Source organism: Limosilactobacillus caccae (genome assembly GCF_900156885.1).
Taxonomy (GTDB): Bacteria; Bacillota; Bacilli; order Lactobacillales; family Lactobacillaceae; genus Limosilactobacillus; species Limosilactobacillus caccae.
This window is the reverse complement of record NZ_FTOY01000010.1, coordinates 202212-215339: the sequence shown is the minus strand read 5'-3', so window position 1 is coordinate 215339 and position 13128 is coordinate 202212. Positions and strand designations below refer to the sequence as shown.

The 13128-nt window shown below is 47.1% G+C and carries 15 protein-coding genes; 13 read left to right on the top strand and 2 right to left on the bottom strand.

Features of this window, described 5'->3' with window-relative positions:
* Genes hemB through cobT form a run of 7 tightly spaced genes read left to right on the top strand, consistent with a single transcriptional unit; the run spans position 1 to position 6066 of the window.
* Entirely contained in the window at positions 1 to 972 is a 972-nt protein-coding gene (gene hemB / locus CZ502_RS04210) for a porphobilinogen synthase (RefSeq protein ID WP_076459848.1), read from the top strand.
* Between the two features lie 18 nt (positions 973 to 990).
* Positions 991 to 2286 (top strand): glutamate-1-semialdehyde 2,1-aminomutase, encoded by a 1296-nt coding sequence (hemL, locus tag CZ502_RS04205; protein ID WP_438267730.1) that lies wholly within the window; start codon positions 991 to 993, stop codon positions 2284 to 2286.
* A 51-nt stretch (positions 2287 to 2337) separates the two neighbouring features.
* The gene (locus CZ502_RS04200; protein ID WP_234982447.1) at positions 2338 to 2931 is read left to right on the top strand and encodes a bifunctional adenosylcobinamide kinase/adenosylcobinamide-phosphate guanylyltransferase; all 594 of its coding nucleotides are present in this window, start codon (positions 2338 to 2340) and stop codon (positions 2929 to 2931) included.
* A gap of 10 nt (positions 2932 to 2941) precedes the next feature.
* On the top strand, positions 2942 to 3700 hold the full coding sequence (locus CZ502_RS04195; RefSeq protein ID WP_076459845.1) for an adenosylcobinamide-GDP ribazoletransferase: 759 nt from the start codon (positions 2942 to 2944) through the stop codon (positions 3698 to 3700).
* Positions 3700 to 4290, top strand: coding sequence for a histidine phosphatase family protein (locus CZ502_RS04190; protein WP_076459844.1), 591 nt, complete (start codon positions 3700 to 3702; stop codon positions 4288 to 4290). The genes CZ502_RS04195 and CZ502_RS04190 overlap by 1 nt, the downstream gene beginning before the upstream one ends.
* Before the next feature lie 14 nt (positions 4291 to 4304).
* Complete coding sequence (locus tag CZ502_RS04185; protein WP_076459843.1) at positions 4305 to 5012, top strand: uroporphyrinogen-III synthase; 708 nt, start codon at positions 4305 to 4307, stop codon at positions 5010 to 5012.
* A 1-nt stretch (position 5013) separates the two neighbouring features.
* Entirely contained in the window at positions 5014 to 6066 is a 1053-nt protein-coding gene (cobT, locus tag CZ502_RS04180; RefSeq protein ID WP_076459842.1) for a nicotinate-nucleotide--dimethylbenzimidazole phosphoribosyltransferase, read from the top strand.
* Positions 6067 to 6160: 94 nt separating this feature from the next.
* Here the strand turns inward: cobT and CZ502_RS04175 are convergent, their stop codons facing one another.
* Entirely contained in the window at positions 6161 to 7150 is a 990-nt protein-coding gene (locus tag CZ502_RS04175; RefSeq protein WP_159434554.1) for a LacI family DNA-binding transcriptional regulator, read from the bottom strand.
* Between the two features lie 266 nt (positions 7151 to 7416).
* On the opposite strand from CZ502_RS04175, the gene CZ502_RS04170 reads away from it, so the two are divergent.
* From CZ502_RS04170 to hxlB, 6 genes are read left to right on the top strand one after another with little or no spacing between them, the layout of a single operon-like run.
* Positions 7417 to 7674 carry a hypothetical protein gene (locus CZ502_RS04170; RefSeq protein ID WP_076459840.1) on the top strand — a complete coding sequence of 86 codons (258 nt, stop codon included), beginning with the start codon at positions 7417 to 7419 and terminating at the stop codon, positions 7672 to 7674.
* A 15-nt stretch (positions 7675 to 7689) separates the two neighbouring features.
* Positions 7690 to 8436 (top strand): sugar phosphate isomerase/epimerase family protein, encoded by a 747-nt coding sequence (locus CZ502_RS04165; RefSeq protein WP_076459839.1) that lies wholly within the window; start codon positions 7690 to 7692, stop codon positions 8434 to 8436.
* Positions 8437 to 8467: 31 nt separating this feature from the next.
* On the top strand, positions 8468 to 9757 hold the full coding sequence (locus CZ502_RS04160; RefSeq protein WP_076459838.1) for a gluconate:proton symporter: 1290 nt from the start codon (positions 8468 to 8470) through the stop codon (positions 9755 to 9757).
* 17 nt (positions 9758 to 9774) lie between these two features.
* The gene (locus CZ502_RS04155; protein ID WP_076459837.1) at positions 9775 to 10740 is read left to right on the top strand and encodes a sugar kinase; all 966 of its coding nucleotides are present in this window, start codon (positions 9775 to 9777) and stop codon (positions 10738 to 10740) included.
* Positions 10740 to 11363, top strand: coding sequence for an orotidine 5'-phosphate decarboxylase / HUMPS family protein (locus CZ502_RS04150; protein WP_076459836.1), 624 nt, complete (start codon positions 10740 to 10742; stop codon positions 11361 to 11363). The genes CZ502_RS04155 and CZ502_RS04150 overlap by 1 nt, the downstream gene beginning before the upstream one ends.
* The gene (hxlB, locus tag CZ502_RS04145; RefSeq protein ID WP_076459835.1) at positions 11363 to 11905 is read left to right on the top strand and encodes a 6-phospho-3-hexuloisomerase; all 543 of its coding nucleotides are present in this window, start codon (positions 11363 to 11365) and stop codon (positions 11903 to 11905) included. The genes CZ502_RS04150 and hxlB overlap by 1 nt, the downstream gene beginning before the upstream one ends.
* Before the next feature lie 109 nt (positions 11906 to 12014).
* Here hxlB and CZ502_RS04140 read toward each other — a convergent pair whose 3' ends face one another.
* The gene (locus CZ502_RS04140; protein ID WP_083673320.1) at positions 12015 to 13106 is read right to left on the bottom strand and encodes a D-2-hydroxyacid dehydrogenase; all 1092 of its coding nucleotides are present in this window, start codon (positions 13104 to 13106) and stop codon (positions 12015 to 12017) included.
* Positions 13107 to 13128: the final 22 nt, after the last annotated feature.

Genomic DNA, 13128 nt, shown 5'->3' with positions numbered 1-13128 from the left:
ATGTTGCAATTTGATCGTCACCGTCGTTTACGGACTAGCGCTGCTATGCGGGACTTAGTAAGAGAAACCCACCTGAGGAAGGACGACTTGATTATGCCGGTTTTCGCTGACGCAACAATCAAGGGGAAGGAAGAAATTTCTTCAATGCCGGGGATTTACCGTTATGGCCTTGATACCCTCCTAGACGAGATTAAGGAGATTGTTGACTGTGGAATTAAGTCGGTGATCGTCTTTGGGGTACCAGAAGAAAAAGATGAGTATGGTACCGGCGCCTGGGAAGACGACGGGATTGTCCAGCAAGCCATCCGCTTAATTAAAAAGAACTACCCCGACTTAATTGTCATTGCCGACACGTGCTTGTGTGAATATACCAGCACTGGGCATTGTGGAATCATCCGTGACGGGGTCGTTGTTAATGACGAATCACTGACCTACATTACGAAGACTGCTGTTAGTCAAGTGAAGGCCGGGGCTGACATTATTGCACCATCAAATGCGATGGATGGCTATGTTGCCGCTATCCGGCAGGGGCTTGACGAGGCGGGTTATAAGAACACGCCAATCATGTCCTACGCCGTTAAGTTTGCCTCATCATTTTATGGCCCATTCCGCGATGCGGCTGATGGTTCGCCGAAGGAAGGTCCTCATGACCGGAAGACTTATCAGATGGACCCGGCCAACCGCTTAGAGGCATTGCGGGAAGTTGCTAGTGATGAAAAAGAGGGAGCCGACTTTGTGATGGTTAAGCCAGCGATGGCCTTCCTTGATGTGATGCGCGAAGTTCGTGACCACACGCTGTTGCCACTGGTTGCTTACAACGTTTCCGGTGAGTATGCGATGGTCAAGGCGGCTGCTGCCAATGGCTGGATTAATGAAGAACAAATTGTCTACGAGAGTTTAGTGGGGATGAAGCGGGCCGGCGCTGACCTCATCATCACTTACTTCGCTAAGGATGTCGCAAAGAAGCTTTAATGATAGGGGATTTTACTTTTGACTTTAGATAACAGCAAATCAAGAGCAGCGTTCACGGAAGCGCAAAAATACATGCCAGGTGGGGTTAACAGTCCAGTCCGGGCGTTTAAAAACGTCGGTGGGGACCCGCTATTCATCGACCACGGCAAAAATGAATACATCTACGATATTGATGGCAACAAGTACATCGACTATGTTTTATCATGGGGGCCGTTGATCCTCGGTCACGCAGATGATCACGTTGTTGCAGAATTAAACAAGGCGGTTGCTAAGGGCACCAGCTACGGGGCACCAACCCTGCAGGAAACGGAATTGGCAAAGCTTGTTAACAAGATCATGCCGTCAATTGAAATGATCCGGATGGTTTCTTCCGGGACCGAGGCCACGATGAGTGCCATTCGCTTGGCACGGGGATATACCAAGCGGGAAAAGATTGTTAAGTTTGTAGGAAACTACCACGGTCACAGCGACTCGCTATTGGTTGACGCGGGGTCTGGACTAGCAACCTTTGGGATCAACACGTCACCAGGTGTCCCTGATGACCTTGCTTACGATACCTTAACCGTTGCTTATAACGACGTTGCTGGCGTTAAGAAACTGTTTGCGGAACATGGCGATGAGATTGCCTGTGCAATTGTTGAACCCGTTGCCGGTAACATGGGGGTCGTTCCAGGAACCCGGGAATTTTTGCAAACCCTGCGTGACGTGACGACAGAACACGGTGCCCTGTTAATCTTTGACGAAGTAATGTCCGGGTTCCGGGCAGCCTTTCACGGTGTCCAGAGCTTGGTCAACATTACTCCTGATCTGACGACCCTTGGGAAGGTCATCGGTGGTGGTCTGCCTGTCGGCGCCTTTGGTGGTCGTCGTGAGATCATGGAAGAAATTACCCCTGCCGGTAGTATTTACCATGCGGGAACCCTTTCTGGGAACCCCTTAGCTATGACCGGGGGGATCAGTACCCTTGAACAACTGACGGCAGAAGATTACCAGCGGATGGAAGAAAAGGTCGCCGCATTAACGACCGGGATCAAAGCCGCGGCTGATAAGTACGGGATCCCGATGACGGTCCACCATGTGGGAACGATGTGGAGCTACTTCTACAACAGTGACCCCGTTAATAACTTTGCTGACGTGAAGGAATGTGACCAGCAGCTCTTTGAAAAATGCTTCTGGAAGCTTCTCGAAAATGGTGTTTATGTTGCACCATCACAGTTTGAAACCAACTTTATCTCAACTAAGCATACCGACGAGGACATTGAAAAGACAATCGCTGCATTCGATGCCGCATTTAGCGCAGCAAGTAATAACTAAAACACAAAAGGCTGTGGCAACGCTCTGTCGCGGCCTTTTTTAGAAGGTGAAATGATGAAAAATGGTGAACTGACCTTTGTCCTCGGCGGCGCGAAAAGCGGCAAGTCAGAATTTGCGGAGGGGTTGTACTCCCGCGACCAACATATCTGTTATATTGCAACCGGGGTGGTAAAAAATCCCGACGGTGAAATGCAGTTGCGAATCAAGCGCCACCAAGCACGGCGCCCTGCTAACTGGGAAACCGCTGAGCAGTACCGTGAAGTTGACCAGTTGATCGCCCAGCACCCGCTGGATGGCTACCTGCTTGATGATGCGATCATGCTGGTGACAAACCTCTTTTACGACACGGTATTAACCAGGACAACACCAGGAAAAATTGATGATTACCTGACCGCCGTTTCCGCCCGTGAATTAGCACAATTGCGGGAGCAGATTATGGCGAGCTGGCAACAAATCTTAAAAGTCCAGGCCGCCCAACGGCAGTCAATGGTGATTGTCAGTGATGAGGTGGGACTCGGAGTTGTGCCAGCAACTAAGCAGACGCGGGTGCTCCGTGACTTGTACGGCGAAGTAAACCAGCTGATTGCCCAGCATGCTGATAATGTCTACTTTGTGGTCAGCGGGATTCCGCAAAAGATAAAGTAGGTGAAGAACAATGGGAAAAGCGTTAATTTTATTCGCCCAGTTTTTTACTAAGTTGAATATCCCAATTCCGATTGACGACGCGACGAATAAGTTTAAGACGAGCATCCAATACATTACCCTGTTCGGGTTCTTAGTGGGGTGCGTTGAGGGGTTAATCTTTTGGGGCTTTACGGCTCTCTTTCCCCTGTGGTTCGCCTGGATACTTTACTGGATCACTGATGGTTTGCTGACTGGTGGCTTTCACCTGGACGCCTTAGCAGATACCGCGGATGGTTTCTTTTCGTCCCGGACAGCGGATAAGATCTTTGCCATTATGAAGGATAGTCGCCTCGGGACAATGGGGAGTCTGGCCCTCCTTTATTACTATGCCCTCGTGATTGGGCTGGGAATTGTCATCAGTCCGTTCCTTGATATCTTGCACATGGTCTTGCTGACAATTTGCTTGACGATGCTAACGAAGACGGGGGTATCATTGCTCTTTTATAAGATGGTGTATCCTGGAAATAAGCATGGCTTGTCCAATATCTGGTTAGGAATCCAGCCCTGGCGAATTGCCGTTGCCCAGCTATTTTCACTAGTCGTGGTAACCATTTGCTTTTCGTGGCAGGGGCTAGTCGGCTACCTAATGATCTTATTCGTGGCCTACTTTTATCGGCGGAAAGTAACCAAAGTGCTTGGCGGGACGCCTGGTGATACCCTCGGTGCGTTTGCTACCCTCGCCCCACTCATCTTTTTATTGACGTTGACGATTTTGATGAGGGTGAGCTGATGAAATTACTATTAGCACGGCACGGCGAAACAAAGTACAACCAGCAGCGCAAGTTTTATGGCGCTGCTGATGTCAGCTTAGATGAAAAGGGGAGGCAACAGGCAGTTACCCTGGCGGCAAAATTAGTCAAGGAGCAGCCAACATTACTGGTGAAGACTAACTTACAGCGCACTACGCAGACCCTGGCACCGTTGGTCACCCGGTTGCCCCAGCTGCCGGTAGTCACGATTCCTGCCTTTGCGGAAAAAGGGTTTGGCAACTGGGAAGGGTTAGACGCTGACGAAATTGAAGCGCAATTCCCGGCTGAATGGGCAAGGTGGCTACAAGCACCGCTGACCTACACGCCCCCAACTGTTGAGTCATTTGCGGCTTTTAAGCAGCGGGTCCATGAAGGGTTACAGTGGTTGCTTAGTCATACGACGGAAGATGATACGGTTGTCGTCGTCGCACACCTAGGCACAATCCGCTTAATTTACCAGGAATTAGTCGATCCAACCATTAATTTTTATTCACTTGCTTTTAAAGCGTCATATTTCAGTATAATTGAATTAGAAAACAACAAAGCGCAACAATGGCGACTTAATCAGTAGGGAGATGAATGGTAATGGCAATTTTAATTACATATCCAAAGAGTAAGGTGCCGGTATACTGGCGGATGCGACTGGAACAAAAGGATGACGTGATCTACTTTCCTTTCCGGGTGTTAAAAGCCGCAAAGCTTACCGCCGCGGAGAAGAAGCAAATCAAGGAGAGCAAGAACCTGGCGATCACTAGCTTGTTTGGTGCGCAGACTTTTTGTGACCACTTGCGGAAGTTAAATAGCAAGGCAACCATTTATGTTCTCAGTGAGAAGATCCGGGATATGCTGATAACGGTGAATAACCCGGTCGTGGTTGCAAAAGGAGAAAGTCGGGCGGACCTTTTAGCGGAGTTGACAGCGCGGGGAGTAACCGATATCTGCTGGCTGATTGGTGACAAGGCCGGGCAATATTACCAGGACTTTATTGGTGATAAAGTGGTAATTTACACTAATACCTGGGACCGGGTCCACGAAGGCCGGGCACTTAAAATCTTTATGAAACAGCACATTACCAGTGCGCTGGTGACCAGCCCGTCGAACTTTGACCGGATGTACCAGGTAATGACAAAAGTCGACAGCAATGACTACAAACAAATTAACTATTACGTCCTCGGCAAGAGTACTGGCGAGGACCTACAGTCAAAGGGATTAAAGGTGATCTTCCCGGACACTGATGAAAAGGTTCTCGACAACGTCCTCGATAACCTGTGGAAATACGAAAGGGAACATTGAGATGAAATATAATGACGTGCAGCTAACGCCCCTTGATAAGGTCCAGCTAGCGGCAATGCAAACGCGGATGGACAACCTCGCCAAACCGGTTAAGGGTCTTGGCCGGCTGGAGGAATTAGCTGCTCATCTTGCGGGAATTTACCGGACGACTGACTTTACCGTTAAGCCCCGCAAGTGTCTTGTTTTTGCGGCCGATAACGGGGTCGTTCATGAAGGGGTTTCTGCGAGTCCCCAGAAGATTACGGCAATTCAAGCGGTAAACATGATGAAGGGGCATACTGCAGTTGCCGCGTTAGCGAGTGCATATGATTGTTCGCTGCAGGTATATGACCTGGGAATTAAAACTGACCTCCAGTCACCATTAGTTGCAGTTCACAAAATTCGGCACGAAACAGGCGATATGCTGGTTGAGCCAGCCATGACGGTTGCAGAAGCAGAAGCGGCCATCCAATTTGGTTTTGACTGTGGTGTTAAGGCCTTTGAAGCGGGCAACCAGGTACTTGCCGCTGGTGAGCTGGGGATGGGCAATACAACGGCGGCCTCAGCAATGATTGCGGCGCTACTTGGCAAGCCTGCTGAAACGGTAGTTGGCCGGGGCTCTAACATTTCTGATGAGCGGCTGCAGCATAAGATTGATGTGGTCAATCAAAGCCTTCGCCGCGCCGGTTTTGCTGGTGAAAAAACTCCGGATCCGTTAAGGGTTCTCAGTGAAGTGGGGGCGTTAGAACTCGGGGCAATGGCTGGGGCAATGATTGCGGCTGGGGCAATGCATAAGCCGGTGTTGCTCGATGGCTTCTTATCCTATTCCGCAGCCCTATTAGCAAATGCCATTAAGCCTGGGCTAACTGCCTACATGATTCCAACGCACAAGTCAAAGGAACAAGGGTCACGGATTGTTCTTGATGCCCTTGGTCTCGAACCGTACATTGACATTGATATGTGCGTCGGTGAAGGAAGTGGCGCAATGATGCTTTTACCGTGGCTTGACGGGATCAAGGCAATCTTGACGAAGATGAATACCCTCCAGGAAACGGATATTAATTTTATTCCGTAGCATATTGACGGTGCCTAGCGCACAATCAAGCGCTGGTAAACAAAATAAGACCGCTTGTCGTAATTGGCAAGTGGTCTTGTTTTTTAGGTTAAAATTATTTTTTTAACTGGGCGCTGATAATAATGTTGCCCGGAACACTTTCTTGGCTGGTTAGCATCTTTAATAAGATGTCTGCGGCCTGTTGGCCCATGTAAAAGGGATCTTGTGAAATTACTTTCGCATAAGGGCAGATGCTCTTGATTAGGCTGGTATCAGCAAAGCCGGTAACTGCTTGTTGCCCATCTTGAATAACCTTTTCCTTCATCAGTTGCGGTAGAAACTCTAGCAACCACCGCTCTTTTAAGCTAAAGAGGACACTCTTTTCGTCACCAGCGAGTGCTTCTTTGAGCTGGTCAAATGTCTGTTGGCGGTTAAAGTGGTTTTCATCAATCTCCACTAGGTCAACATTACTACTGGTTTCTTTAATTGCATTATAACGTTCCTGCCTGGTGGAAGCCTCACTGATGGTAGATGAAAGGACAACGATGTGGGTAAAACCCTGGTTGATAAAGTATTCACAGCTGTTTACGGTTGCCCGGTGATTATCGGTGATGACTTGTGGCCATTGGGAACGATCAAGTTCACGGTCAAGAATGACGAGTGGAAAATCCCTGGTCAGTTTGGCCTTAATTGCATCCCGGTCATTGCTAAGGGGCTGGAAAATAAGGCCATCGAAACCGTGGATATTGATTGACTGGAGAAGCTGCTTTTCGTGTTCTGTGTCGGCACCAGAATTAAGGAGTACCGGGACGTACCCCTTTTTTTCAAGAACTTGTGAAGCACCCTTAAATGCTTCAATTGAAAAATAATCGTTTAAGTTTGCGACAAGAACCGCAATGATTTTACTACTGTTATTGGACATTTCCCGTGCCGCCGAGTTTGGCACATACCTTAATTTTTCAATCGCTTCAGCAATCTTGGCTGCCGTCTGGGCAGTCATTTTTTTTGTCTTCCCGTTAAGATAACGCGATACGGTAGCAACTGAAACGTCCGCGACCTTTGCGACGTCCCGGATTGTTGCCCGCTTTTTATTACTTTGTCCCACAATAATTCCTACTTTCAGTTTACTCCTTTTCATTATACACGAAAAAACGAGCGCACAATTTAATGATGCTAGCAACTGATTGAATCTGAAATAAATAAAAATATTTTATGTAACGGGTTAACCTTTGAAAGCGTTGTGATTATTGGGTTAACGGGTTAACCATCATTTAAATAAAGAGAATTCCAACTAAAAATACGCTTGCTTTTATCTGGTTAACAGGTTACACTACTTCATGAAAACGATATCAAAACGTGTGAGGTAGACAGATGGAAGAACGAACTCTTATTGATGGACAGGAATTTGCGATGCGATTTGCGCAAGTTGCCGTGCGAGAAAATTATCGCGATGCGGAATTAACGATGGCGGCGAAGAAGTTTTTACTGAGTTACTTAACTGCTTATTACTTGGTCGATGATTTTAATTCGATTGAAAGGACGAACTTTACTAGTGAAGACACGAAAAAGTTTAAGGACATGTCTTTTGATGAATTATTGAAACGGGTCAGTGAGCTGAATAAGTATTAAACGGAGGAGATTATCATGACATTAATTTTAAATACCTGGATTTTTGAGAAGGATGTTCAAAACGGCACCAGCCAAGTAGAACTAGTCGACCGTGTTCAACAATTAGGGGCTGTGGGAATTGAGGTGCGGCGTGAATACTTTAACGACTTTACAACTGAACTACCAGCTGTTGCTAAGCGGGCACAAGAAGCGGGCTTAATTGTGAATTACAGTGTGCCAGATGTCCTGTTTGAAGAAGACGGGACGATTAATCCACGGCTTGAACAATACTTTGCTGAAGGAAAAAAGCTAGGGATTAGCAAGATTAAGTTCAATACTGGTCACTTTGAGAAGTACCGCGGTGACCTTAAAACAGATCTTGGGAAGCTACCATTGGCAGAAATTAAGTTGAATGTGGAAAATGACCAGACACCGACTTCCGGGACCCCAGATGCGATCGCTGCTTTTTTGACTGCTGCGCGGCAAAGTGGTTTTAACAGCATCGGTTACGTTTACGACCTTGGTAACTGGGCGTTTACTGGCTTTGATGCAATTACGGCGGCTAAGCAATTAGCACCATTTTGTGACTATATCCACCTTAAAAACTCGATGCTTGATCCGGCAGGGAAGATGACGACCACCGATGACCTTAGTAAGGGGATGTTCAACTGGCAGATTGTGGTGAGTTACTTGCCAAAGGACGTGCAATTTGCGCTGGAATACCCAATGGCAGATGACCAGCAAGTGGCGGCGCAAATTAAATTATTTGAAGGTGCCCAGTAAGGGATGGTTTAGAAAAGTAAGGTGAGATAAAGTGTCTTCAACGATTATTGCAATACTATTACTATTTACTTTTATCGGCTTCATTTACTACATATTTAGGGGCGGTAACTTAATGGTCGGCTTTTTCGTAATGGCGATTCTGTGGTCAATCATTGGGATGGTGCCGTTTGATGTTGCCATTAAGAAGGTATTTGCTGAACCGGCGTTAAACTATGGGCCAACCATTATCTATATTGCCTTTGGTTCTTGGTTTGGTCGGGTTTTAGTCGATAGCGGGATTGCCGTTGGTATTTCCGCGGCAACGAACAAGGTTGGGAAAAAGCGACCACTGATTGCCGCAGTCCTCGTTGCCCTGGTAACTTGTTTGATTTTTGTCAGCGCCTACGGGGTCGGCTCGGCAATTGCGATTGGTGTGATCCTATTGCCAATCCTTTTGTCTGTTGGGCTGCCACGTGATTTAGCCCTCTCGATCTTTACATTGTCCATCGGTGCAGCAATGTATCTTAACGTGGTTTTGTATAACCAGGTTAAGGCGTTCTTCCCCAAGTCGGTTTATGGTGGCCGTTACCTCCAATTTGGGATTTGCGCCCTGGCCGTGCAGATGCTTGCCGTAATGATTTTCTTGTTTATCCATCGCAAGAAGATTGATCCGTCCCACGCAGATGAAAATCTAGCAATTATTGGGGCAACTGATAACGCGGATGATGTAAAAAAAGTGCCAGCAATTGCCTTCTTGGTTCCCCTGATTCCGGTGATTATGAACATGGCATTTAAGTGGGACGCAATTCCGGCCCTTGTGTTAGGGACGTTAGTTGCAATGCTGCTGACTGGTCAATTTAAGAACTACAAAAAGGCGATGGACTTCATGAACAGTACGATTAAACAATCCATTAGTGATATCGCGGGTTTAATTATGTTCTTGATGGCATTAACGATGTTCAGCGGGGCGGCGTCAATTGATGCGGAGCGTTTCCGGCCGATGATTGCAGCGATTCTCCCGCACAGTACCCTCGTTCTCTGTTTGGCAGTGGGAATTTTATCGCCATTAGCCCTATTTCGGGGACCATTTCACATCTGGGGCGCTGGGGCAGCAACCGCCGCGGTCTTAGCTGGAACGGGACTCTTCAGTGATGCCTTCATGCTTCCGTTAATGTATACCGCGACCTTGTTTGCGGTCTCTACTGACATTACGCAGTCGTGGAATGTGTGGGGGTTAGAGTACATGAAGGTCGAATCACGTGATTTTCTTCGACTAGGAATTCCCGTGATGTGGATTGTTTGTATTATTAACGAGTTACTTGTCTATCATTTCTTTGGTTAAAAGTGAGGTTATTTATTATGAGTGAATTTATTACAATTGGTGAACCATTAGTTACCTTTGCATCAAAAGAACCGGATGTATCATTAGCGGATGCGTTAGAATGGCATAAAATTATGGGTGGCGCAGAGTTAAATGTTGCAATTGGTGTAACCCGCTTGGGACATTCTGCGCAGTACATTTCTCGTGTGGGCGAAGATCCGTTTGGGGAATTTGTTAAAAAGACCATCGCTGAGCACCGCGTCGGTACCGATTATGTTTCCTATGATCCTGATTACTGGACTGGTCACCAAATCAAGCAACGGGTAACAACTGGTGACCCACAAACCTTTAACTACCGGAAAAATTCCGCGGCTTGTCATTTGACAAAGGAGATTATTAACGACGTCGACCTGACCGACGTTAAAATTGCCCACATGTCAGGAATCTTCCCGAGTATTTCTGATACGGCCGAGGAAACCTTCCGGACACTTTTCAAACGCCTAAACGAAAACAATATCTTAACAACTTTTGATCCGAACTTGCGTGATACCTGGAAGAGTCATGAGTACATGGTTAAAACGGAAAATGAATTGGCCGGCTATGCTGACATTGTGATGCCTGGTGTGGCAGAAGGAAAGATCTTAATGGGGTCTGATGATCCAGAAGAAATTGCTGACTTTTACTTGCAAGGTGAGCGGACCAAGACGGTAATCGTCAAGGTTGGTTCGAAAGGGGCCTTTGTCAAAACGAGTGATGGTGATAAGTACCTGGTTAAAGGCTTCCATGTTGATGCCCAGGACATTGTTGATACTGTTGGGGCTGGCGATGGATTTGCCTTGGGAGTAATTACTGCCCTCCTGGAAGGGAAGAAGATGAAGGCTGCGGTAATGCGTGGTAATGCTGTCGGTGCGCTGCAAATTCAAACGCCGGGTGATAATGATGGTTACCCAACTCCTGCAGGGTTGAAGGAGTTTTATGCTAAGGAAGGGGTCACTGAAGACTAATGAAATTGCAAGTAGCAATTGATCGGGTTGACCTTGACGATGCCAAACAGATTGCAAAGCAGCTAGATCCATTTGTTGATATTATTGAGATGGGTACCTCGTTAGTGAAGGACTATGGTTGCTATGCGTTAGCTAAGGAAAAACTTGGCTTGCACCACGCAGAGTTACTTCTTGACACAAAGACAATTGACGAAGGGCAATATGAATTTGAAAAGGGCTATGAAGTTGGTGCTGATATCTTAACCGTAATGGGGGCGGCTGCGATGGGCACCTTGACGACCACTTATGACGTTGCAGAAAAGTGGCACCGTCAGATGTTCATCGATTTGATGGAGGTTAGTGATGCAAAGTTGCAACAGATTACTAGTTTTCCTAACGCAATCTATGGCCTCCACCATGCAAAGGACAGTCAGGAAAACTTTAATGCAACTGATTCTGTAGCAAAGTTTCATGCCGTCTTTCCTAATATTAGGCGCATTAATGTCGCGGGTGGAATTGACCTTCACCAGGCGGCAGCACTGAAGAAGCAAGGGTTAGTGGAAACAGTGATTGTCGGTAGCAAGATAATGAAGGCGGCAGATCCTGTCGCAGCAGCAGAAGAGTTTATGAAGGTGGTTAAATAATGACACTTGTAGAGCAAGTACGAAATGAAATTGATGAAGTATTAGGATTAGTCGATGAACAACAGTTAGATAATGTTGCACCATTGATTACTAAGGGAAAGCGGGTGTTTGTCCTTGGTGCAGGCCGGTCAGGACTGATGGCACGGGCATTTGCGATGCGGTTGATGCATATTGGTTATACACCATATGTCATTGGTGAAACCATCACTCCTTCTGTTCAAAAAGGTGATGTCCTCGTTGCGGTTTCTGGTTCGGGCAATACCAAGAGCATTGTTGAACTAGCTGCAAAGGCGAAGGATAACGGGGTGACCTTAGTTGGGATAACCAGTAATGAAAATTCAACGCTGGGGAGGTTAGCCGACGAAACAATTATCGTTCCCGGCGCAACGAAGGCAGGGGATGGGGTTAAGTCGATTCAACTTCTCAGCACCCTCTTTGACCAAACTGTCCACATCACCTTAGACGTATTATGCCTAAAACTTAGTCGACGGGACCATACGTCAAACGAGGCGGCAGCAAAGGAACACAGCAACATGGAATAATAGAAGGCGCACTTGCTGTGCTGTCACAGTTTTATCGATACTAATAAAAAGGAGCTTAACCGCTAAAATGCTAGTTAAGCTCCTTTTCTTTTGTATTTGGTTAGTTAAGTTAGCCGACCTTAACCGGAGTATCCGCTGCCTGGCCGGTAATCATCTTGTAGTTGTTATCAAAGGCCTTAATAACCATGTTCCGAACGGCATGGGTAGTGTAGAATGCCGTGTGCGGCGTTACCAAGACGTTTGGCCGGTCGATTAAGTCCTTTAGCCGCTTGTCAGGGAATTCTTTGCCCCGCCAATCAGCATTGAAGATCCCAACTTCGTCTTCGTAAGTATCCATGACGAAACCAAAGATCTTGCCACTGTCAAGTCCAGCAACAACGGCATCGGTGTCGACCAATGCCCCCCGTGAACAGTTAACAATGACAACATCGTCTTTCATCTTTGCGATTGTTTCATTGTTGATCATGTGGAAGTTTTCCTTGGTAGCTGGGACGTGGAGTGATATGACGTCTGCTTGGGCGTAAAGATCATCAAGGCTGTCAACATAATATCCCTTCGCCTTTAACTCTGGATTTTCAAATGGGTCGTAGGCAATAACCTTTGCCCCAAACCCTTCCATGATCTGCATGTAGACCTGGCCGATATGACCAGTCCCAACAACACCAACCGTTTGGTCACGGACTTCACGCCCGATGGTTGGTGCCCAGCGAAGGTCACCGCTGGCAATCTTTTCGTCGAGTACCTTGGTTTGCCGAAGAACACGTGCTGTTTGAATTGCCGCGTGTTCAGCGATGGCATTTGGTGAGTACACGGGAACGTTAGTAATTTCAAAGCCAAGTTCCTTTGCCTTTGCCATGTCGATGTTATCGACCCCCACATTCCGCAACGACATCTTGGTAATCCCTTCATCCGCGAGGGCTTGGAGGGTATCGGCGGTGTAGTCGAGCTGTTGGTAAACGACCACCCCATCTGCTCCCTTTGCCAGCTTGGCCGTCTCAGGAGTCAGTAACTCGCTTGTATATTCAACGTCAACACTCGGATGGTGGTTAGCCCATTCCTTAACATATGGCTCCTCATCTTGCCGAATACTGAAGGCAAAGATTTTTTTCTTACCATCTGCTGGCGTCTGTGCGTCAGTTTCAGCGAGGACTTGCTTAACAATCTTTGTAACGACATCCTTATCAATATTAATATCAGTCATATTTACCTGCCTCTTTCTTGAT

What these genes read in the sequence shown, in the direction of transcription:
- CZ502_RS04150 (WP_076459836.1), top strand. Translation starts at nt 10,740, where the DNA reads ATGAAATTGCAAGTAGCAATTGATCGGGTTGACCTTGACGATGCCAAA.
- CZ502_RS04140 (WP_083673320.1), bottom strand. Translation starts at nt 13,106, where the DNA reads ATGACTGATATTAATATTGATAAGGATGTCGTTACAAAGATTGTTAAG.
- CZ502_RS04200 (WP_234982447.1), top strand. Translation starts at nt 2,338, where the DNA reads ATGATGAAAAATGGTGAACTGACCTTTGTCCTCGGCGGCGCGAAAAGC.
- CZ502_RS04185 (WP_076459843.1), top strand. Translation starts at nt 4,305, where the DNA reads ATGGCAATTTTAATTACATATCCAAAGAGTAAGGTGCCGGTATACTGG.
- CZ502_RS04155 (WP_076459837.1), top strand. Translation starts at nt 9,775, where the DNA reads ATGAGTGAATTTATTACAATTGGTGAACCATTAGTTACCTTTGCATCA.
- CZ502_RS04170 (WP_076459840.1), top strand. Translation starts at nt 7,417, where the DNA reads ATGGAAGAACGAACTCTTATTGATGGACAGGAATTTGCGATGCGATTT.
- CZ502_RS04190 (WP_076459844.1), top strand. Translation starts at nt 3,700, where the DNA reads ATGAAATTACTATTAGCACGGCACGGCGAAACAAAGTACAACCAGCAG.
- cobT (WP_076459842.1), top strand. Translation starts at nt 5,014, where the DNA reads ATGAAATATAATGACGTGCAGCTAACGCCCCTTGATAAGGTCCAGCTA.
- hxlB (WP_076459835.1), top strand. Translation starts at nt 11,363, where the DNA reads ATGACACTTGTAGAGCAAGTACGAAATGAAATTGATGAAGTATTAGGA.
- CZ502_RS04195 (WP_076459845.1), top strand. Translation starts at nt 2,942, where the DNA reads ATGGGAAAAGCGTTAATTTTATTCGCCCAGTTTTTTACTAAGTTGAAT.
- hemB (WP_076459848.1), top strand. Translation starts at nt 1, where the DNA reads ATGTTGCAATTTGATCGTCACCGTCGTTTACGGACTAGCGCTGCTATG.
- CZ502_RS04165 (WP_076459839.1), top strand. Translation starts at nt 7,690, where the DNA reads ATGACATTAATTTTAAATACCTGGATTTTTGAGAAGGATGTTCAAAAC.